This is a genomic window from Sinorhizobium chiapasense, from assembly GCF_036488675.1.
In the GTDB taxonomy this organism is placed as follows: Bacteria; Pseudomonadota; Alphaproteobacteria; order Rhizobiales; family Rhizobiaceae; genus Sinorhizobium; species Sinorhizobium chiapasense.
In genome coordinates this window covers 64,763-84,559 of record NZ_CP133151.1, presented here as the reverse complement: position 1 = coordinate 84,559, position 19,797 = coordinate 64,763, and the positions used below count along the sequence as shown (strand labels likewise).

The following is a 19,797-nucleotide window of genomic DNA, read 5'->3' as shown; positions in this document are numbered from 1 at the left end:
GGACCTCAAGAAAACTGGTGAAAGTAACACCGTAATGCAGTTAGCCTCGCAGCTGACCACCGTCCCAAGTCGCAACGGTGGCTCCTCAGAACTTGAATTTGAATCCGGTCGATAGCGTGAAGGCGTAGAGGTCCATGCCGGCGACGTCCTTGCCGACATCGACTCTTGGTGAGCTCGTCGACCTGTCGTACTCCGTCGCCTCAGCTATCTCGCGGAAGTACTTATCGAAATTGCCGGCGAAGAAGAAGCTCACGCGGTCGGTCACCTGATAAATTGCCTTGGCGCCGACCGAAACGAAAAGCAGCGCGCTGAACTCTTCTTTGAAAAGCACCTTCCGATGCCAGTGATTGTCAACATCACTGGCATCGACGCTGAGGCCGCCGCGCAGCAGACCCGAGAGGGTCCAATTGCCGAATTTCGTGATCGCTTCTACGCCGAGGAAAACGCCCGGGTATTGCTGTTCGTAGCTTATGCCACGTTCGCCGTCCGGGAGGTGGAACGTCGTGTCCCGGAAGCCATCGACACTATAGGTGAACGAGCCACCAAAGGCGGTCCACTTCACATCGGTGTATTTGAACCCGCCATGCAGGTTAATAGCCGCCGCATCGTTGATCACAAAGTCTCGGCCCGCTGCGATATCAAGGTTGATGTAACGGTCAAGGTCAGTATGGGTGTGGATCGACCGATGCGACCAATCCCCCCGATCAAAGCCCCAAGGTTCGGTCCAATCATAGTCCTCCATGTGGCTATCGCCGGAAAAGCCGATGGCGGCGCTAGCTGAGATAGTCCAGTTGTCAACAAGCTCAGCCTTAAAGCCCGTCGTCAGAACCGGGGCGTCGGTTTCCCAGATCAAGTGGCTGATACGATTGCCCGCGGCGCTGTAGACAAGCTCGTTGCCCTTGAGCCGAATGTACCCTAAACCCATCACGAGGCTACTGTCGGGCGCAGCATAGATTGTTTCTTCCGCCGCTCTGGCGACTGTCGAAGTTGCGCAGGAAGCGCCGAAAGCAAAGACTGCCAATGTTAAGTGGTGCGTTCCAGTGGCGCTGCGTACCGGTGACCGCGCGGAATTTTCCGATTTGCTAGCCAGCATCGCTGCAGCATCGCCTTGCTGCGAATTGCTCGCCGGCAGGATCGCGTCGTGGAAATGTCGATGATGCGGAATGGAATCGCACAATGGTGAGTCGACAACGTTTGACGCATGCCACCCGTGTGCGTCTTGCAAACATAAACCGACGTGGAGCCTCATTTGCCCCCTTCCTGAAGGTTGATTGGATTGGCCGTGACAAGGGCAGCTCTGTTGCCCCCGCCACAAGCCCCAGAAAAACGGGTTGGCCGTCCTTCCTCAGTCCCTCACGCGGGCGCAGCCTGCAAGCTGGGCACAATGTGCAAAACCTTCATCAGCTCAGTTCACGGGCGGCGACCGCATCTTCGGTGAGCTATCCTGGGATGATTCCTCCTCCTTGGCGCAGCGCTTTGCCGACGGTGAGGCATGTATCGTGCCATACGGCAACATTGTTTTAAAACAATGAGATGGCATTCATGGCGCCTTGTTCTATGTCCGACATTGTCGAGGGTGGGACACTGCGCTTAATCAAGACCAAGGGCGCTTGGTCGTCGGCCGTATCCGTCGGAAGCCGAAGCGATCCACATCTACGAGCTTCGATTTTCGAACAGATGCGAATTGGGGGCCCATCACCCATCATAGCTCGACGATTTTCCGCGAGCTCAAGCGTAATGATTTTGAAGATCCGCAGATGCCGGATCTGAGCAGCTACTATTGCGTGACCACCAACGAGATGGCGCTTGAGCACAGAGCCAAGCTGCGCAAGCAGCCCGGTTCTCCCATGTGCGCCAATCGGTGATCGAGCGGATCATGCATGGCTGCCCGCGAGCTCGCCGCAGCGTTCAAGCGTCGCGCGGCGGTCCGGACAGATGTCCCTTCATGATTGACGCGGGCCAAGGCTGCGTGGGGAACGGACAAGCGTACCGGCAGCATTGACGCGCTTCGGCCAGCAAGGGGTGGCATGCGACCCATTTTACAGTCCTGGCCCCGATGAAGTTTGCGGATCAGAGGTGAGCCGGACAATACTCGTGCTGGTCCGGGTTGATGAGGGGCTCGGCCGTGGCAAGCGGCGAAACCATACGGGACGCCTCCTGCACTAACATCTCGCGCATCCACAGGCTCGCCGGATCACTATCGTGAAGGGCAGGCCATTGAACGGCCTCGGTGAATGTGGGAAGTGGCAGCGGAAGTTCGACGATCTGCAGGGGTATTGTCTTTGCGAAATGCTGCGCCAGCCGTAAGGGCATGGTTCCTATACGCTCGGTCCCCACCAGCATGGGCGGAAGCATGCTGAAGCCCTGTAGGACGACGTCGGTACGTCTCTTGAGACCATGCTCGAGCAAATACCATTCCTCGATGCCTGGCCTCCGGCTATTCCCGAACTTGACCACAACGTGCCCCATCGACATGTATCTGTCGAATGTGAGTGGCTCTGACAGTTGCTCGTTCGTGCGACAACCGACGCACACGTGTACATCGTCGAACAATTTCGCGCGAGGATGAGCGTTCGACATCAAGATTTCCGGGAGAATTACCAGATCGACATCGCCGCGCCGGAGAAGGTCCTCATTGTCGTCGGTGGGAGGCCGAAATTCGAAACTGACGGCGGGAGCTTCACGCGCCGCACGCTCCACGATCTTTTCAAAAAACACGAGTGTGACGTAATCGGAAAGGACGATCCTGAAACGCCGATCCGACTGGGCCGGGTTAAACGGCTCCCAGGAAATGATCGAGAGCTGAACGTGCAGCAGAGCCTCGCGCACCGCGGAGGCGAGCCCTTCAGCACGCGGCGTGGGGATAAATTCGCGGCCAGCCATCGTAAATAGCTCATCACGGAAGTAGGTGCGCAACCGCGCGACGGCCGCGCTCATCGCTGGCTGGCTCAGGTTGATGCTGCGTGCCGCCGCCGTGAGGTTCCGCTCGGCCATCAGAGCGTCGAGCGCGACGAGGAGATTTAGATCAAGACCCTTGAACCGCATGTCTCTTTATCCATACCGTGGATGTATGCCATCCGACCTATCAGCACCGTTTATTAGTAATACAAATTGACATTTTCACAGTGCAGAGACGGGGTATGGAAACTTTCATTCGCGAATTGCATATTGAACGCGAATTTGAATACGGCGTGTCGGATTGCGGACGCGCCGTGCTCGGGCAATGCTAGCGATCTAGCCTCGCGTCGCGCCGACTTTCAGCGAGTGAACGGTCGGACTTTCGTCATCGCGTGCCTATAGCTCGACCTGTTCGGTCAAGAGCTTCTGGCGGTCGACGACACCGATTAAGAGCGGTCAAACAACGACGAGCGACTTCCCCCTGGGTCGCTTGCGAAGTTCATCCGTGAAGCGGACGACAAATTGGCCGCTCAGGAAGCGGCTGAGCGCGACGGATGCTGGCGAGGAGAAAGTCGGCGGCACCAAGGGCGATCATCCGCCGACGCAGAGGCATATCTACGGCATGGCTGTCTTCCGATTTATGCAAACTGGTCATCCTATTTGCCGCGTAAGCGCATTCGTCATCCGCTTTGTCAGGAGGACCTGCGAGAATATGATCCGCAGACGCGTCTCCTTGTTTCGGACGGATTTTCTCCATAGTGCGCCCTATAAACTGCGGAGAACCTCCCGAACTGAAAGAATCCCCATTTCAGGCAGATTTCTCTCAAAAGCATACGGTTCTCTGGATCGAGCAGGTCCTCCCGTGCTGCCCGTAACCGAAGCATCTGTAGATAGGCAGCAGGCGTTGTATCCTTGAAAGCGCGAAAACCTGCTTCGAGTGCTCTGGTGGAAACACCCACTGCATCTGCCACCATTGGCATTGTAATCGGCTGGTTGATATTGGCGCACATGAACTCGATCCCGCGGCGGACATGTCCGGGAGCAATCATGCAAGGCTTCTTATTCAGTAGATGCGACAACCGGTGAGGCACCATCCTTATTACCACGTCGGCTAGTGCCTGCGTGATATGTGCCATCGCTACGGGAGACTGAGTGAGGGGGCCATTATCGCGTATTCCGTCGATGACCGCTTCCGTAATATTGCCGATTGTCCTACCAACTGGCGTTGACAGATCCAATTCGGGCAACAGGTCGAGCGAGCCATTAAACGGCACATCGAAAGTTTCGCCAATGGTCCGTTGGATCAAGGACCAATCAAGCACCAACTCGTCTATGAGATTGGATTGCCCGTGCATTGAGATGCCGCCAGGCTCGAAATTCCTGTAAAGAAGCAATTTCCCTTGTCCGGCCTCGGCGATGCGCGAACCGTACGTGACCCCCATGCCACCTCTGCGCGGCACTACGATCGATAGGTGCTCTGTTGCATCGGAAGCCCCCTGAGCGCGGAACTGAAACCCTGTCTGATGGTACCCAGTAATCAATACTGCGCTTTCACAGGCCGAAAGATCGATCGCCCAATGGAAGTCTTGAGCACGGCCGACGAGCTCGGCGTCGAATGTGCCGAAAACCCCTCCGAGGGTTTCGATCATGCTATCGAACGTTGAGCCGCGATATCGAAAAACGGCATCACCGGCGCTATTTTCCATCATGTTTTCTCCAGGTTCAGTATTGCTGCTTTCATCGTTCCTGCTGGTTCAATGGCCGAGGACCTGACCGAGAGATGTGCGCGTGCAGCCCGATTGCGGCGCGCTGTCTGCATCTCGCCTGTTCTGTTCCCAATAGCAAGCTGAGCAGGTAAATTTATACGACAGCGCTAATATAGAAAAGAAGAAGGTGCCATGCCGGGCTAGCCGCGTTGCTACGAAATTTCGCAACGTAAAGCGGGACCAAGAACCAATCGAAATCCCATCAGGAGTCGTTCACCGCACGGACGCTCCTTCCGCCGGCCATTTCAGCCACCCGCTTCGATGATCTGATTGCCTATCCGGTAAACAATACCGTATCCCATTCGACCTCAAGCTTGCCTGTGTCTCCTCTCATCGATGACGGAAATTCCCACTGTGCCCCCCTTGTGCTCATGAGATCGGGTTCCGCGTGCCCGGCGCTGCCGCGCCCTTGTGCCCATTGCTACCGCCCCGGCGAGTCGTCCGGCTGACCGGGATCGGGTCTCCTCGCCGAGACAGTCGCGGAAGTAGTGTATTGGTTTGTTCACCCAACGGTTGATTTTTTCTTTCATCTTAGACGCTTCGATTGCAAAGATCCCTGCATAGCTCCACGCTCACACCCTCCCACACAAGCGGGGCTCCCGCGTCCCCCAACCGTCCAATCAGCCCTGGGTCAAGCCTTCGGCAGGCCACATTCTCAAGGTGCTCTTCGAGGTGCATGCTTCCTTTTTGGCTGCGTATCTTGGCTCGGACCCGGTAGCGGCAAATTCTCTGTCGCAAATGGCAAATTCATTGCGGCAGGTCGACGTGATCGATCACCGAATGTTGCGACCGGGGCGTTCGGCCCAAATCCTGATCGTTGATTGCCGCCAGCCGCATCAACACGAGCACCAGCCTGCAAGACTCCCTCCCGAACTCATGCAACTGGCACTCGTTTCCGAAACCTGCCTGCATCGTAGCGCGATTTTCGGCAGCGGCTTTTTGGACTACCTGCTGTGGCCGCTGATAGAGCAGGAAGTGGTAAGCCGGCTTGGAGCCTGCGTCGCTCAGATCGAGCGACGGTCTGCTGCGCTGTTCTTCTCCGCCGACCCGCTCGTGCAGAAGTCATGTGATCTGCTGGTACAGCGCGTCGATCGGCAGATCCCGTTGAGCGAGCTGGCGCGGATAGTCGGCACCAACAGGACAACGCTCGTCAACCGCTTTGAAACTTCCTTTGGCTGCGGGCCCATGACCTGGCTACGCCACTATCGGATGGCCGAGGCGGCCAGGCGCTTGCGCAGTGGCAACGAAAGCGTCGGCAAGATCGCGCTAACGCTGGGTTACGAGAACAGCAACAACTTTTCGACGGCGTTCAAGTCCGTCCATGGCCTCCCGCCGCTCAGCTACCGCAAAATGGCATTCCGCAGAGAAAAGCCTGTCTGAGGCAAAGGTGGAGACAGATACAACCTGATATACAGCTAATGAGAGCATTCAAAGGGATTGTTACACCCATTAGTTTTATGGGGAAAGCCCCAAGACTCTCGGAGCAACGTTCAAATCTCACCGTAGGAGGCAAGCATGCCGAGCGTATCCGCAGTGAATGTCCAGGAACATGAACAGAGCTATTCGAACAAGAGCTACGACGCAGCGCGGACCTTCTTTTATGCCAAGCCCCTTATGCTGGCCCAGACCGATGCTGAGGCCCCCAGCGACGACCAGATCGCCAACGACCAGGGCACGGTCCAGTTCCACCTCATTGGCCAGAAAACCGATGATCCGAAGTGGAGCAGCATCATGAATGAAAACCAGGACAATCTGCTGGCGATGGGCGGCCTCATCCACGACTATATGCATACCCACTATCCCGATATCGACTCGACAAAACTCGACATAAACACCTGGACGAACGTCGTCGGTAACATTCCCGATCTCTCGATCGGAGGGCAGAAGCAGAAAAGCTACTCGAATAAGTTTGCCGGCACATCCGTCTCCGGCACTTTCCTGTCGTTGATTGCCAAGGCGATCGTCACCGACGGGGCATCTCTGCTGACGGACTTCCAGTCCTTTCTGACCGAGATGGGCAATCTGACCTTCAGTGCCAGCAGCAAGGCGCAGCAGTACAAGGCGCTGACATGCACCTATCAGAGTTACCTTCTCGACAACGGAGCCGGCGGATACTTCGACTACGGCGCGATCGTCTTGCGGCAGATCGAGTTCAAGGAGTACTTCCTCGAGCTGAAATCCTCCTGCTCGTCGACACAATACGTCAACGTCGACATGGACTATACCGAGGTCACCAACCTCATTCAGACCCGTCGCATCCGCAAGGGCGGCCCCGACTACAAGAACTTCCAGGAGCTCGTGAACAAGAACTCCACTGAGCAGTTCAAGAAGGCCAAGAACTTCTTCAACGGCGGCTCGACTCCGCAAAACGACATCAAGCCGCAGGTCTGAGCTCAGACCTCAATCGCGATTAACGCAGCTCATCGAACCACGGTGCGGTTCGAAGCGCGCCCGCTTCGCCAAGGCGATGAGGCTATCCGGCAAAACTCTGCTGGGTGCCGATGCTCTGTCGCGCTGGCTGGCGCTCTTCGCTGCCGTTCCCGGAAGGAAACCGACATGAACGCATTCGCGAAAACTGCTGCGGGTCTTTTTTCGGTGGTCGGACCCAAGAGCAGCGATCCGCTCCAAGCGGAGAGGATCTGCTCTGCCCTGATCCAAAAACTATCTGAAGACCCATCTCGAAACCTGGATCCGCGTACCTGGCAGAATGCCGTGCAGATGGTCCCGAACCAGGTGGAAAGCGCGACGACGTCGCAAACGCTGAACCGCACAATGCCCGTTAGCGATTTGCCCGGCGCCCTTGCGTCGATCTGCGCCAATGCCGCAGGTGGAGGTAAGGCGCCCGTCAGTCTGGCGAAGCCGATCAGTTCCTATCTGAGCAAGTATGGCGAACCGACGGCATTCAACTGCCTCATCCTGGATCAAAGCGACCCCGCCGAGATCCACCTCTACCTGACCTGCCTGAATGTGACGGACGGGCGAAGTGCGGGGAATTTCAGCATCGCTTCGACCTTCCTTTCGGCATCCCTGAACCTGTCGGACAAACAAACAGCATCCAGGATCGCGGAGCTTTTCGGCCGCTACGGCCCGCCGAGCGACCAGCCCTACTACCTGCGCATCTCCCTCTGATCCGCGGGACCATTTCAACATCCAAGTCAATGGAGGATACCGATGATTATTGCAGCCTGCACTGACGACCCCATGGTCGAGGACATTGCCCGCGACGCCGCCAAAGGCAATCACCATGTCTTCGGCGAGTGGTACAAGGTATTTGACAAGGACATTCCCGATCTTCGCCCGACCGAGGATCTGTTCATCGTGGCCCACGGCGCAGCCTTCGGGGATGAAGGCCAGCCCGTCATTGGCAGCAAGGGTGACGACTTCTACCTGACCGCGCGCGATTTAAACAAGAACCTGACGATCTTTCCCGAAGGGTACTCCGGCGGCGTCTACGTCTATGCCTGCCTTTCGGCAGCCCCGGGCGCCGGCGGCCTGAGCTTTGTCGAGTCCTATAAGAAGCTGATTGGACCAAGCTTTCCGAAGATGACCGCCTGGGGCCAAACCGGCAAACCCAAGGGTCCCTTGCCGCCACCGACGGACAGGTCCTGGGTCGAAGCACGCGACGGAAAATAGGGCCCGCCAAACGCTTCTGCCGAGCTTCCTCGGCAGAAACGCTTCATTGCAATCCACATCATCACCAGATGGAGGTAGGAATCATGCCCAATTGGGAAAACGTCGCCGTTGCGCCTGCCAATGGCGGAGACCAACTGCTGAAAGATGGAACCGGAAGCGGCGGCGAGAAAGATTTCGCCTGCGGAAAATTCGGTTCTGAGAAGCGCCCGACGAAGGGCGCCAAGTACCATATAACGGCAACGCCCGAAGACGGAACATTCGCGATGGACTGGACCGCCATCTGCACGTTCTCGGGAGAGACGTCCGCGTTCAAAGTCGAGGATTAGAATGTTCAACTGAAGTGCCTAGCCGTCTTTTCGCCGGGGCACCTATCGACATTCCCCTTGGCCGCGCGGAATGGTCTCCGCGCGGCTCTTCGATGCTTACATCCTCCTCATTGACCACGCATTTGCGTCGGTAAGCATGGTGCGTTCGACCATGTCAGCTGAGAAATGCGAGCACCGGGGGCTTCGAATTTAGGCTATTTTGTCCGCTGTGAACGGACCTAAGAGAAATTAAAGCTCCTGTATGCACGAATACCGCGAGGCTTTCTGGTGGACTCGGCCTGGATGACGAAGCACGGCATCAGTCGAAGGTCCCCACCATCACTATTCGATGCTTCCTGCACCACGATTTTTGAGGCGTTGGAGCCTCGTGGGATTGTGGCATATCGATATGTGGTCGAGGCCGTCTGCCTGGGTGTCGCAGATGACAACATCGTGCGGCAAGTCACCACTCAAACGTTGGAACCGAGGATTGATTCCGTCAGTGAATCCGGAGGGGGCGTCACGATCGTCTGTGACGGCGATTGCCCGCTCTGCATCGGCTTGCGAGGGTTTCTCCGCCCTCGCCGTAGTCGGATGTCGACTCCGTTCAGCTTCCAACCGGTCGATTTCGCGAGCCAGGCGCCTGCGAACAGCACGGCAAAGCCGGAAATGGGGGGCCGATATACCACAGCCAGACCGCTTCACCGTGTCGCGCTGCCGCTAGCCCCGCAGAACCAGGATGGGAACACAGAATTCAACTCGCAACAACAGAGTTGGTTGATGCACTCGGCGGGCGCATCTGAGCACGACACAACCCAATAGTTATACTAGATTCTTGATTATGATATAATAGCGTTGATGCGGGCGGCGACTTCATTATACTAAATCTGGAAATCCAGTATAACGCCGAGAAAATCCATGCTGAAAACCGTCGACATGATGTACCAGACGATGCTCGCCGAGGTTGGTCAGCGTGCCATGGATGATGCCTGGACGCTGGACTTCCGCCCGACAGGTCGCTTTGTCAAGGTCAGGGTCAAGGATCGCGATTACTGGTATTTCGATCAGCCAGACGGCGAAGGCGGTCAAAACCGAAAATATGTCGGTCCCGTCGAAGATCCTGAGATCACGAAACGCGTCGAGGACTTCTCCACCATCAAAACCGACTACAGGACACGCCGACGTCTGGTCTCCAGCCTGACGCGGGACGGAGGCTTGCTGGCGGCCGACCGAACCTCAGGTGTGATCGTCGAAGCTCTGGCGGCTGCAGGCCTCTTCCGGCTTCGCGCTGTGCTTGTAGGCACCCTCGCCTTCGGAGCCTATTCCGGCCTTCTGAGTGTCCGCCTTCCCTCCACTGCCATCATGACCGCAGATGCCGATTTCGCACAGGACTATGCGATTTCGGCCGGCGTCATGGATAGCCTGCCACCTATCCTCAAACTGCTGCAATCCATTGATCCGACTTTCCGTGCCGTGCCGATCCTGACCGGGGCGGAGACGACCGCATTCATCAATGGCGAAGGCTATCGCGTCGAATTTTTGACTACCAATCGGGGTAAGGACGAGTACTTGGACAAGCCTGCCGAGATGCCTGCCCTTGGTGGAGCACGCGCACAACCGCTTAGGTTTATGGATTTCCTTATCCGCGAACCCGTCAGAACGGTGCTCCTCTACGGAGCCGGTGTTTCGGTATTGGTGCCCGATCCAGCTCGCTATGCTGTTCACAAGCTCATCGTCGCGTCGCGACGTCGTGCCGACGGTGCACTCAAGCGCGACAAGGACGTGATGCAGGCCGGGATCCTTGTCGAGGCCCTGCTGCAGACCCGACGATCTTCCGACCTCGCAATGGTCTATATAGAAGCATGGGAACGTGGCCCTCAATGGCAGGAAGGCATCAAGGCCGGAGCCGCGATGTTACCCAACGAGCACAAAGACCTTCTCAGGGAATGTCTCGAGGCCGGAAGCAAGGAAATAGGGGAGAAAGCAGCCTTGCCGCTCTGAGGGCGCTGCAGCCCCGTAAGCAGGGTTGAGCAGGGCAAGGTTGGTCCACGCGGACCCATCGTCGCCGAAGCGATTAAGCGCGTTTACAATATTCTCGTTGGCGCTCTGCACGTCGTATTTCCTGGCATCAGTAGTCCTGTACGCCACCGACTGTTCTAAGATCAGCTTCAGTGGATAGTGTTGAAGAAGTCAGGCTTGAAGGCGGTAGAGTAGCTCGCTCAGGACGTCGCGAATGAGGTCGACGCGACCTCCTCGGCCTAAGTGGCCGGGATTACCGTGCCCTGGGTGCAGATCTTGGCCAATTTCCTGAGGTTCTGGGCGATGGCGGCGAGATGGAACTCATCGCGGGCACCGCAGGGGCCTCGCAGTCGCAATCTATCGAGCCTCAGAATGCGTTTGAGGTGCGCGAAGAGCATCTCCACCTTCTTTCGCTGATAGCGTGACGTCTGGTATGCGTCGGTTTTGGCGATGTCGCGAGCCATGTCGCGCGCGCCCTCATAGATTGAGCGCGTTACCTTGCGCGCCGGCGCCTTCGGACAACAGCGAGGCTTAAGTGCGCAGGCGTCGCAATCATGCTTGCTCGCCCGATAACGTAGCGTGTTGTCCTTCCCCACACCGGACCGCGGTGTCGAGAATGGCCGACGGTAGTGCTGAAGAAGCTTACCACCTGGGCAGCGGTAGGTGTCGCTTGCATGGTCGTAGGCGAAGTCCTCACGCGAGAAGGTGCCGTCCTTGCGCTTGGACTTATCGAACACCGGGATATGCGGCTCGATCCCGCGCTCATGCACCAGCCAGTTCAGCATCTCGGCCGAGCCGTAGCCAGTGTCGGCAATCAGCCGTTCCGGCCACAGGCCGAATTCGTCGTGAGTACGCTCGATCATGGTCTTTGCGGCTGTCACCTCCGCCTGACGCACGGCAGTCGAGGCCTCCACGTCCACGATGATGGCGTGCTCTACATCGATCAGGTAGTTGGTGCAGTAGGCGTAGACAGCCGGGCCGCCCCAAGAGGCGGTCCAGCGTGCCGCTGGGTCGACCGGCGAGATGAACTTGGGCTCGACCGGCGTGGCGGCTCCGAAGGCGGCATCATCCAGGGTGGCGAGATACTCTACGACAGCCCGCTTGGCTTTGGGGTCGAGGTCCTCGGCTGTCTCGATCCCGCGCTGACGATGCGCGTCCGCCACGATCATGCTGGCATCTACGGCAAAGCCTTCGCCGCCGACGAGTCCTTCTCTCATGCAGCGTCGCACGACGGTCTCAAACAGCTCGCGCAGCAGATCGGCATCGCGGAAGCGGCCATGGCGCGTCTTTGAGAAAGTCGAATGGTCCGGCACATCGCCCTCGAGGCCAAGCCGGCAGAACCACCTATAGGCCAGGTTCAGGTGGACTTCCTCGCACAGCCGCCGCTCCGAGCGGATACCGAAGCAGTAGCCGACAATCAGCATGCGGATCAGCAGTTCAGGGTCAATCGAGGGACGGCCGATTGGGCTGTAGTACGGCGCCAGGTGCTGGCGGACACCGGAAAGGTCAACGAAGCGGTCGATGGCCCTGAGCAGGTGATCCGCTGGCACGTGCCGTTCCAGACTGAAGCCATAGAATAGCTCCTCCTGCATCACACTTTGCTCGCCCATCATCGACTCAATCTCCTTCCGATAAGAAGACTGAATCAGTGCTTTAGGACTGTTTCAAGCCTGACTTTTTCAACACTATCGGTGGAGTTCGGACTTTCGCGAAGACGATTATGACGGTGCTCGCACTGATCATCGCCACAGGCGCGGTGCAGATTGTGGAAGGTCTCGCGGATACGATTGGTAAGTAAAACCACATCAGCCGCTGTCTGCGGCAACTATTTAGTTTATTGGGTAGGCGGATCATCCCAATTGGAAGCGAAGAAGCATGGAAAAGCGGCCGAGGATGAAGACTGATCCCGAGGCTGTTGCTGCAAGCCCAGCCAAGGCGTCGCCTACCACAAGAAAATTCCTCCGTTGTTCACGGCCGACTGATAAGGCGCGCGGCGCCACGACAATCAAGCCGACACTTCGGTCAGTTCCGTCAGCGTGATGGTGCGCGGAGTGAGGCCAGATCAGCGTCGCTCCGGAAGTAGCGCGACGCCGCCTCCGTCCGGTTGCGCACGTCCATCTTCCTGTAGATGTTGCGGACATGCACCTTGACGGTGTTTTCGGAAAGCCCGAGACGATCGGCGATGATCTTGTTCTGCGTGCCCATGCAGATGAGATCGAGAATCTGGATCTCGCGCACCGTCAGGAGGCCTTGGCCAAAGTCGGTCTTGCGTTCCAGATCGACGGCTTCCGAAGACGCCTGTTTTTGCTCGACAAGGCCACCGCCTGAGAGCGCTCTCGGCGCCAGGCGGCGAAGCAACGCGGCGGGAAAATGCTCGCCGCCCTTCATCAAGAGATCGATAGCGGTAAGGCATACGTCGAGATTGAGATTCAGGGGCAGTACGCCGTGAACCAACCCTTCGTCGACAAATCCCGCGATCGACGAGTCGAGCTCGTCCGCATCCTGCACCATCAGGGCGACACCGGCCTTCGGATGGAACTCGTGGATCATCCTCATGATCGATGGAAATGCTGCCACCGGCAGACCGTAGAGCATGATCAGGCTTACGTTGATAAGTTTGCCATCCAGGAGACGCTCGGCGCTGGAAAGGCTTACGACGTCCCGATCTTGAAAACGCGCGCTGATCGCCTGCGTCAGACATTCGGCGAACAGGTCGGTCTTAGCGAGCACTACAATCTTGCTTTTCTTCGGCAATACCTTGTCGTTATCTGCAAAATTGCTCAGGGGCGAACTCGTGCGATACATTTATGCCTCCTTCGTATTCGCTATATCTTTCGGATTCTGAGTTTCTACCTGAGTGCGTTAAACTTCGCCTGAGACCATTGCAAAATATTGCGATAGTATTCTAGTAAGCGTTCAAAAATTTATGGATATTAAATTAAGTACGTTCAGATAACGCCGTCGCTAAATACTTGGCTCTAATTATGTTTACCGATACAACCATCAAGCGCCAATGTCATTATCGCTTAGTCCCGATAGTTATCTCGCCGTTCATTTCTACTCAAAATGGACTAGCTCAGATCGTCGCCGCCCGGGGGTAAAGTGCCTGAGGAGCGATGCTTCTTTGGTAGGCAAGTCAAACAGGTCCGAGCGCTGGGCTGAGACCTGCGGCAACGGGTAAATTCGACCCTATTTTAGGCGATCGGTAGACCGGCCGATGATTGCCGCTTTTCGGGAAGTCGACTGTTTATCTCTGGCCTTGAAAGGAGACAGACGGCATCCGCGCCAAACTACAGGGTCGTGAGTCAGGATCGCGCGCAACTGACCATGCCCTGGTCCAGCGACCCCGAAGATCTCGCCACCGCCGGCACCGATTATCGAATTTCGGTGATTGCCGGCGAAGACATGCTCGCGGAGCGGATCGCGCTCCACCGCGATCACAAGACGCAGCAGGTGGCGATCACGTGGACGGCTTTGAGGATTCGCGAGGGAAATGAGAAGTTCGATGCGGTCGTAGAAGTTGCGGCGGTCGGCCTGGAGCACGCAGCGCCCGTCATGGCGAGCCGTTCACCCTCAAGTTTGGCGAGACGATCAAGCAACTAACCAGCGCGTCTGGCCAGGAGGTCCGAACGCTCGTCGAAGGCGCGATCAGCTCAGGGCACGTCCGTTCGCTACACTGGTGGCTATTACAAGGCTCTGCTGCCATTGGAGGTCGCCGCCTCAACACACTGAGGCATAGTCGGTCGCCTCGCGCAAGCCACCTCGTCTACCGGACTCCTCCACCCATTTGTGGCATGGATTGGTCTTATCCAAACAATCAATTTTACCAATTTGCGAGAATGCCGCATAGCACGTCCACGCGGTGCTGGCGGAAGGATCACCGTTTGGATGCGCAGTGAAAAGGAAATTTGCAAGACGTGGCTATATGCAATTCGCGCTTTCTGCGTGGATATCGATCCGGATGCCGACCCGAATTTGTCGGGCGCGCTGCAGATTCATAACTACTGGACCCGCCCCCGTGACGAAGACGACCGCGGTAATGAGAGTCACTCCGACCTGAGGTTGGCGCATTTTAACGATTCGCCGGAGCAACCAAATGCACGTTCTCGATGTTAATCAGATGATCCAGTCCTTCGTGAAAGCGCTTGAGCTGGTTGTGATCTTCGCCACCTTTTGCGCCGCGCTGGAGCTAACCTTTCCGGCTTATCGATACAGTTTTGCCTCATACGTGCGCGGCGTGAGGAATTGGATTATTCGCCTCGGATGGGGTGCGTTGATCTGGCACCTCTTCGCTGTGGGTTTGGGCTGGTTAGGGATAAAGCCGCTCGTAACGATTAATTTCGGTATGTTGCTTCACTCTGACAACGCAATCATTAATAATGGATTGGCCGTCCTTTCAGGGGTTTTAGTGGCGATTGCCGGCGACTTCTTTTACTACTGGATGCACCGCGCTCAGCATGCTGTTCCATTCCTCTGGCGCCTGCACGCTACTCACCACTCGATCCGCGAATTGACGGCATGGAATTGCAATCATCACGTTTCCGAGCCCCTCATTTACGCAGCGTTAGTAGCACTGCCACTCGCGCTGATCCACTTCGAATCTGGCGTAGTGCCCGTTGTTGCCATGACACTGATTACCTTTCAGGGCCATCTCTCACACTCTAGCACCCGCATCAATCTTGGGCCGCTTCGATATATCATTGGCGACAATAAGTTCCACCGCATTCACCACTCGATGGAACCGCATCACCGGCACCGAAACTATGGGTTCTTTACAACCATCTGGGACACGGTTTTTCTAACGGCATATTGGCCAAAAAAGAATGAGTGGCCGGACGTCGGCCTCCGAAACCAGCCCGAGCCGCTTACCGTGCGCGATTACATTATGTTCCCATTCGATCGACGTCGTTGGCATAGAGGTAAAGTCGGAACTGGTGTAGAGGCTGGGGATTGAACGAGCGGAGATTTACACTTCGAATCTGATTGGGTCGCAAAACCATCAAAACAAGCACTCCATAAGGAGCAGTTTCCACAAACGCCGGACAAGCCTGCGCGTTGGAATAGCATCAGGTCGTGCCAGTTGCCCGCCCATAGCGCGGAAAAGGTCAGGGCCGCCCTTGTCGACGCGGCCGACGTTATCAGGACCTTAAAGATCCTGTTAGGCGTGTCACATTTCGCGCGGCTGGTCGCCGCAGTTTCAGAGACCATAGGACTGACACAGCCATATAGTCCGTTCTCCTGACCGAACGCAGCCCCCATGGTGGAGCTTAAACAAATTGGTGCCGAGAAACGTATCCCTCCGGCGGGGACCGCCTTGCGAAGTTCCGCTTATCCCGTGAGTCTGCGCTCTTAAGAGTGGACTTAAGAGCGCACTGAGCAATTCATGGGACATGCAGTTTTGCTGACCGGACCAGAGCGGCGGCGGCGGTGGTCGTTGGAAGATCGCGCGCAGATACTGGCAGAGGCTTTCGCCCCAGGCGCGGTTGTTTCCGAAGTTGCACGCCGCTTCGAGGTTTCGACCGGCCTGATTTACACATGGCGGCGGCAGGCTTTGGTCCAAGAGGCCGAGCCCGCCTTTGTGCCGGCAAAGCTCGTTGACTCTGCCAGCAGTGACGCAGTCGAATTGGCCATGGCGGTGGACTTCCCGAACGGCGTCAAGGTGAGAATTGGCTCAGCAGCGCCATGCGACCTGGCAGCCGCGATCATGCGGGCGCTCAAATGATCCCGATCAGTTCCGGGGTGCGGGTGTGGATCGCGAGCGGTCACTGCGACATGCGCAAGGGCATGCAGGGTCTGGCTCTGCTGGTGCAGGAGGGCCTCGGTCGCGATCCGTTTAAGGGCGACGTCTTCGTCTTTCGCGGTCGTAGCGGCCGACTGATAAAAGCCCTTTGGCATGATGGGATCGGCCTATCGTTGTATGCGAAACGGCTCGAGCGCGGCCGCTTCATCTGGCCGGCGACGGAGAGTGGCGCAATCGCGCTGACCGCCGGTCAGATGTCCTATCTGCTGGAGGGGATTGATTGGCGAAATCCGCAGCAGACATGGCGGCCGACGAGTGCCGGGTGAGCCGCCCGAACGCGAATATTCCGGGGCAAGTCCTTTGAAACACTAGGCAAATCAGGACTTCTGTGATTCACTTCGGGCATGGAAAACAGCCCTGATTTGCTTCCCGACGATGTTGCCGCCCTGCGGGCAGAGCTCATCGCGGTACGCGCCAAGGGCGCACAGATCGAGGCTGAACTTGCCGTTGCCAAGGCCAAGGCGTCGGAGGATCTTGCCGTCATTGCCCGGCAGAAGCTGCGCATCGAAAAGCTCGAGCGGCAGCTCTATGGCCCGAAGGCAGAGCGTCGCGCCCGGCTGATCGATCAGATGGAGTTCCAACTGGCAGAGTTGGAGATGGCGGTGACCGAGGACGAACTCGCGGCCGAAATGGCGGTCGCGGCCACCGTCAATGTCGCCGGCTTTACCCGCAGCCGGCCGGCGAAGAAGTCTTTCCCCGATCATCTTCCGCGCGAACGCGTCGTCGTGCCCGGTCCCGTGAGCTGCCAATGCTGTGGCGGCGACCGACTGCGCAAGCTGGGTGAGGACATCACCGAGACCCTCGAGGTCATTCCGCGCCAATGGAAAGTGATCCAGACGGTGCGCGAGAAGTTCACCTGCCGCGATTGCGAGAAGATCAGCCAAGCTCCGGCCCCTTTCCATGCCATCCCGCGCGGATGGGCCGGCCCCAATCTCCTGGCGATGATCCTGTTCGACAAGTTCGGCCAGCATCTGCCGCTCAATCGTCAGGTCGAGCGCTTCGAACGCGAAGGCGTTTCCCTCAGCCTGTCGACGGTGGCCGATAGCATCGGCGCATGCTGTGCCGTACTCGATCCGATCATCAAACGGATCGAGGCCCATACGTTTGGGGCAGATCGATTGCACGGCGACGACACGACGGTCCCGGTTCTGGCGGCAGGAAAGACCGATATCGCCCGAAGTTGGGTCTATGTCCGCGACGATCGACCGTTCGGCGGCACAGCCGCACCGTCGGCGATGTTCTACTATTCCCGTGATCGCGCGGGCGAGCACCCGCAGGCGCATCTTGCCGGCTATAGCGGCATTCTGCAGGCGGACGCCTATACCGGCTACACCAAACTCTATCTTCCGGATCGACGGCCAGGCCCGATAACGGAAGCAGCCTGCTGGGTCCATGCGAGGCGGCCCTTTTTTGCGATGGCCGACGTCGAGGCGAATGCGCGCCGAAAAGCGCAGGGCAAGAAGGCGGCCGTCATCTCGCCGATCGCGCTGGAAATGGTGGAGCGGATCGATGCCCTGTTCGACATCGAGCGCGAGATCAACGGTCAGAGCGTGGAGCTCCGCAAGGCCGCTCGTCAGGATCGGAGCCTGCCTCTGGTCCTCGAGCTGGAAGCATGGATGAAGGCTCAGCGTGCCAAGCTGTCTCGCAACGATGATCTCGCCAAGGCCTTCGATTACCTGCTGAAACGCTGGCCTGCCTTCACCCTCTTCCTCGACGACGGGCGTGTCTGTCTGTCGAACAATGCCGCCGAACGCGCCCTGCGCGGCATAGCCTTGGGCAGGAAATCCTGGTTGTTCGCCGGATCGGACCGCGGTGGCCAGCGCGCCGCCGCTATGTACAGCTTGATTGTCTCGGCCAAGATGAACGACGTCGATCCGCAAGCCTGGCTCGCCGACGTGCTTCACCGCATTGCCGGTTATCCCGCGCATCGGCTCGATGAGCTCCTGCCCTGGAACTGGAAGAGCGCGTCGCCAGTGGCGCACAAGCTGGCAGCCTGAAGATGCCGGCTTCTCTGGTCCGCCTGAAGATCACCCTCGACCACGTCGAACCGACGGTGATGCGGCGCGTTGTGGTGCCGTTCCGCATCAAGCTCCATCGCCTTCATGAGGTGCTGCAGGCGGCGATGGGCTGGAGCAACAGCCACCTTTACGAATTCCGCATCCGCGACGTCGGCTTTGGTCTGCCTGATCAGGACTGGGGAGATGGCCCGCTCGATGCGCGCAAGATCTCGCTGCTGGCGGCAGTCGAAGACATCGGCGCGAAATCGTTCAAGTACCTTTACGACTTCGGCGACGGCTGGACGCACAGCATCAAGATCGAGCGCACGTTCCCCGTCATCGGCCCTGCGGAGCCAATGCTTCTCGAAGCAGCCGGACGTTGCCCTCCCGAGGACATCGGCGGGCCATGGGGCTATCAGGAGTTCCGCGAGGCTCTCGCCGATCCGACCCACGAGCGGCACGCCGAGCTCGTCGAATGGTGGGGCAGCAACGAATACGATCCGGACCAGGGCAACTTCGCCGAGCTCAACAAAGCCGTCGATGATCTGGCGGCAAAGTGGGCCCGCAAATCACGCCGAAAAATCTGAAAGTCCTTCAGCCTGCGGTCTTTGCCGGATGCTTACCGAGAAACCCAGTTCGAGCAAGAACAGAGGAAGCAGGAATACAGTTGCCGCGAAGACGGGCCAGTTCGACAGATATCGGAGGAGTGCGAAAGCGAGAACTGTATCGATCACCATGCCGCCGATGATCTGAACACAAACATTGAGCACAAGGACGCCGGTGAGGAGTGTAACGGCAGATAGATCTGTCCCGTTTGTGTTTCCGAGGTGTAACAGATCTCGAATCTTGGCAGGAATCCAAGGTGGATCGCTTGCCGGAAGAGTGAAAACGCTCCGGCGATGACTGACTGACTGGCGATGATTGTTGCGGCAGTAGCAAGGATCACCATCGGCAACAGGGCCCATTTCGAGAACGTCAAGAAAAACGGATCCGAAATGGCACCGGGATGCGACAGCACCATCGCGCCCTGTCCGAGATAGTTCAAGGTCGGCGCCGCAAATACGATTGCAAAGCAGGCCGCCTGGATCGGCTGGCGCTCCAAGTGACCGAGATCCACATAAAGCGCCTCGGCGCCGGTCACCGCGAGGAAGGTGGCGCCGGGCACGACGAAGCCATTGGGCCCGGCATTCCACAAGAAGGTAACAGCGTAAACAGGATTGAAAGAAGCGAGGATGGTCAAGTCACCACCGATATGGACGACACCGGCCGCTTCCATCACCAGAAACCACGCGAGCGTAATTGGGCCGAAAAAGCTGGAGACAGCGCCTGTGCCGCAGGACTGCACTGCAAGCAATAGCACCATGATGGCTACGGAGATG

The 19,797-nt window shown here is 57.7% G+C and carries 17 protein-coding genes and 2 pseudogenes; 13 read left to right on the top strand and 6 right to left on the bottom strand.

Annotated elements, in window-relative coordinates:
• Positions 1-85 precede the first annotated feature (85 nt).
• Complete coding sequence (locus tag RB548_RS23110) at positions 86-1,249, bottom strand: omptin family outer membrane protease (protein WP_331375637.1); 1,164 nt, start codon at positions 1,247-1,249, stop codon at positions 86-88.
• Between the two features lie 454 nt (positions 1,250-1,703).
• Between RB548_RS23110 and RB548_RS23105 the strand changes: the two are divergent.
• Positions 1,704-1,885, top strand: a pseudogene (locus RB548_RS23105) (IS30 family transposase); the annotation flags it as partial.
• Between the two features lie 185 nt (positions 1,886-2,070).
• Here the strand turns inward: RB548_RS23105 and nodD2 are convergent.
• Together nodD2 and RB548_RS23095 are read right to left on the bottom strand one after the other, a co-directional pair.
• Complete coding sequence (gene nodD2 / locus RB548_RS23100; RefSeq protein WP_331375636.1) at positions 2,071-3,045, bottom strand: transcriptional regulator NodD2; 975 nt, start codon at positions 3,043-3,045, stop codon at positions 2,071-2,073.
• Between the two features lie 545 nt (positions 3,046-3,590).
• Complete coding sequence (locus tag RB548_RS23095) at positions 3,591-4,607, bottom strand: helix-turn-helix transcriptional regulator (protein WP_331375635.1); 1,017 nt, start codon at positions 4,605-4,607, stop codon at positions 3,591-3,593.
• Between the two features lie 807 nt (positions 4,608-5,414).
• Here RB548_RS23095 and RB548_RS23090 point away from each other — a divergent pair.
• The 6 genes from RB548_RS23090 (at position 5,415) to RB548_RS23065 (ending at position 10,603) form a co-directional block, all read left to right on the top strand.
• Positions 5,415-6,044, top strand: a complete 630-nt coding sequence (locus RB548_RS23090; protein ID WP_331375634.1) for a helix-turn-helix domain-containing protein — start codon at positions 5,415-5,417, stop codon at positions 6,042-6,044.
• Between the two features lie 135 nt (positions 6,045-6,179).
• Complete coding sequence (locus RB548_RS23085; protein ID WP_331375633.1) at positions 6,180-7,055, top strand: hypothetical protein; 876 nt, start codon at positions 6,180-6,182, stop codon at positions 7,053-7,055.
• A gap of 165 nt (positions 7,056-7,220) precedes the next feature.
• Positions 7,221-7,793 carry a glutamate acetyltransferase gene (locus RB548_RS23080; RefSeq protein ID WP_331375632.1) on the top strand — a complete coding sequence of 191 codons (573 nt, stop codon included), beginning with the start codon at positions 7,221-7,223 and terminating at the stop codon, positions 7,791-7,793.
• Positions 7,794-7,835: 42 nt separating this feature from the next.
• Entirely contained in the window at positions 7,836-8,297 is a 462-nt protein-coding gene (locus RB548_RS23075; protein WP_331375631.1) for a hypothetical protein, read from the top strand.
• A gap of 83 nt (positions 8,298-8,380) precedes the next feature.
• Positions 8,381-8,623, top strand: coding sequence for a hypothetical protein (locus RB548_RS23070; RefSeq protein WP_331375630.1), 243 nt, complete (start codon positions 8,381-8,383; stop codon positions 8,621-8,623).
• A 900-nt stretch (positions 8,624-9,523) separates the two neighbouring features.
• Positions 9,524-10,603: a nucleotidyltransferase family protein gene (locus tag RB548_RS23065; protein ID WP_331375750.1), complete on the top strand. Its 1,080-nt coding sequence runs from the start codon at positions 9,524-9,526 to the stop codon at positions 10,601-10,603.
• A gap of 257 nt (positions 10,604-10,860) precedes the next feature.
• On the opposite strand, the gene RB548_RS23060 is transcribed toward RB548_RS23065, so the two are convergent.
• Positions 10,861-12,234: an IS1182 family transposase gene (locus RB548_RS23060; RefSeq protein ID WP_331375127.1), complete on the bottom strand. Its 1,374-nt coding sequence runs from the start codon at positions 12,232-12,234 to the stop codon at positions 10,861-10,863.
• 418 nt (positions 12,235-12,652) lie between these two features.
• The gene (locus tag RB548_RS23055) at positions 12,653-13,426 is read right to left on the bottom strand and encodes a helix-turn-helix transcriptional regulator (protein WP_331375629.1); all 774 of its coding nucleotides are present in this window, start codon (positions 13,424-13,426) and stop codon (positions 12,653-12,655) included.
• Between the two features lie 522 nt (positions 13,427-13,948).
• Between RB548_RS23055 and RB548_RS23050 the strand changes: the two genes are divergently transcribed.
• From RB548_RS23050 to RB548_RS23025, 6 genes are all read left to right on the top strand, one after another.
• Entirely contained in the window at positions 13,949-14,224 is a 276-nt protein-coding gene (locus RB548_RS23050; protein ID WP_331375628.1) for a hypothetical protein, read from the top strand.
• A 493-nt stretch (positions 14,225-14,717) separates the two neighbouring features.
• Entirely contained in the window at positions 14,718-15,575 is an 858-nt protein-coding gene (locus tag RB548_RS23045) for a sterol desaturase family protein (protein WP_331375627.1), read from the top strand.
• A 429-nt stretch (positions 15,576-16,004) separates the two neighbouring features.
• On the top strand, positions 16,005-16,343 hold the full coding sequence (tnpA, locus tag RB548_RS23040; RefSeq protein WP_331372417.1) for an IS66-like element accessory protein TnpA: 339 nt from the start codon (positions 16,005-16,007) through the stop codon (positions 16,341-16,343).
• Positions 16,340-16,687: an IS66 family insertion sequence element accessory protein TnpB gene (gene tnpB / locus RB548_RS23035; protein ID WP_041414013.1), complete on the top strand. Its 348-nt coding sequence runs from the start codon at positions 16,340-16,342 to the stop codon at positions 16,685-16,687. Before tnpA ends, tnpB begins: the two co-directional genes overlap by 4 nt.
• A 78-nt stretch (positions 16,688-16,765) precedes the next feature.
• The gene (tnpC, locus tag RB548_RS23030; RefSeq protein ID WP_331372418.1) at positions 16,766-18,418 is read left to right on the top strand and encodes an IS66 family transposase; all 1,653 of its coding nucleotides are present in this window, start codon (positions 16,766-16,768) and stop codon (positions 18,416-18,418) included.
• Between the two features lie 2 nt (positions 18,419-18,420).
• The gene (locus RB548_RS23025; protein ID WP_331372419.1) at positions 18,421-19,005 is read left to right on the top strand and encodes a plasmid pRiA4b ORF-3 family protein; all 585 of its coding nucleotides are present in this window, start codon (positions 18,421-18,423) and stop codon (positions 19,003-19,005) included.
• A 206-nt stretch (positions 19,006-19,211) separates the two neighbouring features.
• On the opposite strand, the pseudogene RB548_RS23020 reads toward RB548_RS23025, so the two are convergent.
• Positions 19,212-19,796, bottom strand: a pseudogene (locus RB548_RS23020) (KUP/HAK/KT family potassium transporter); the annotation flags it as partial.
• Position 19,797: the final 1 nt, after the last annotated feature.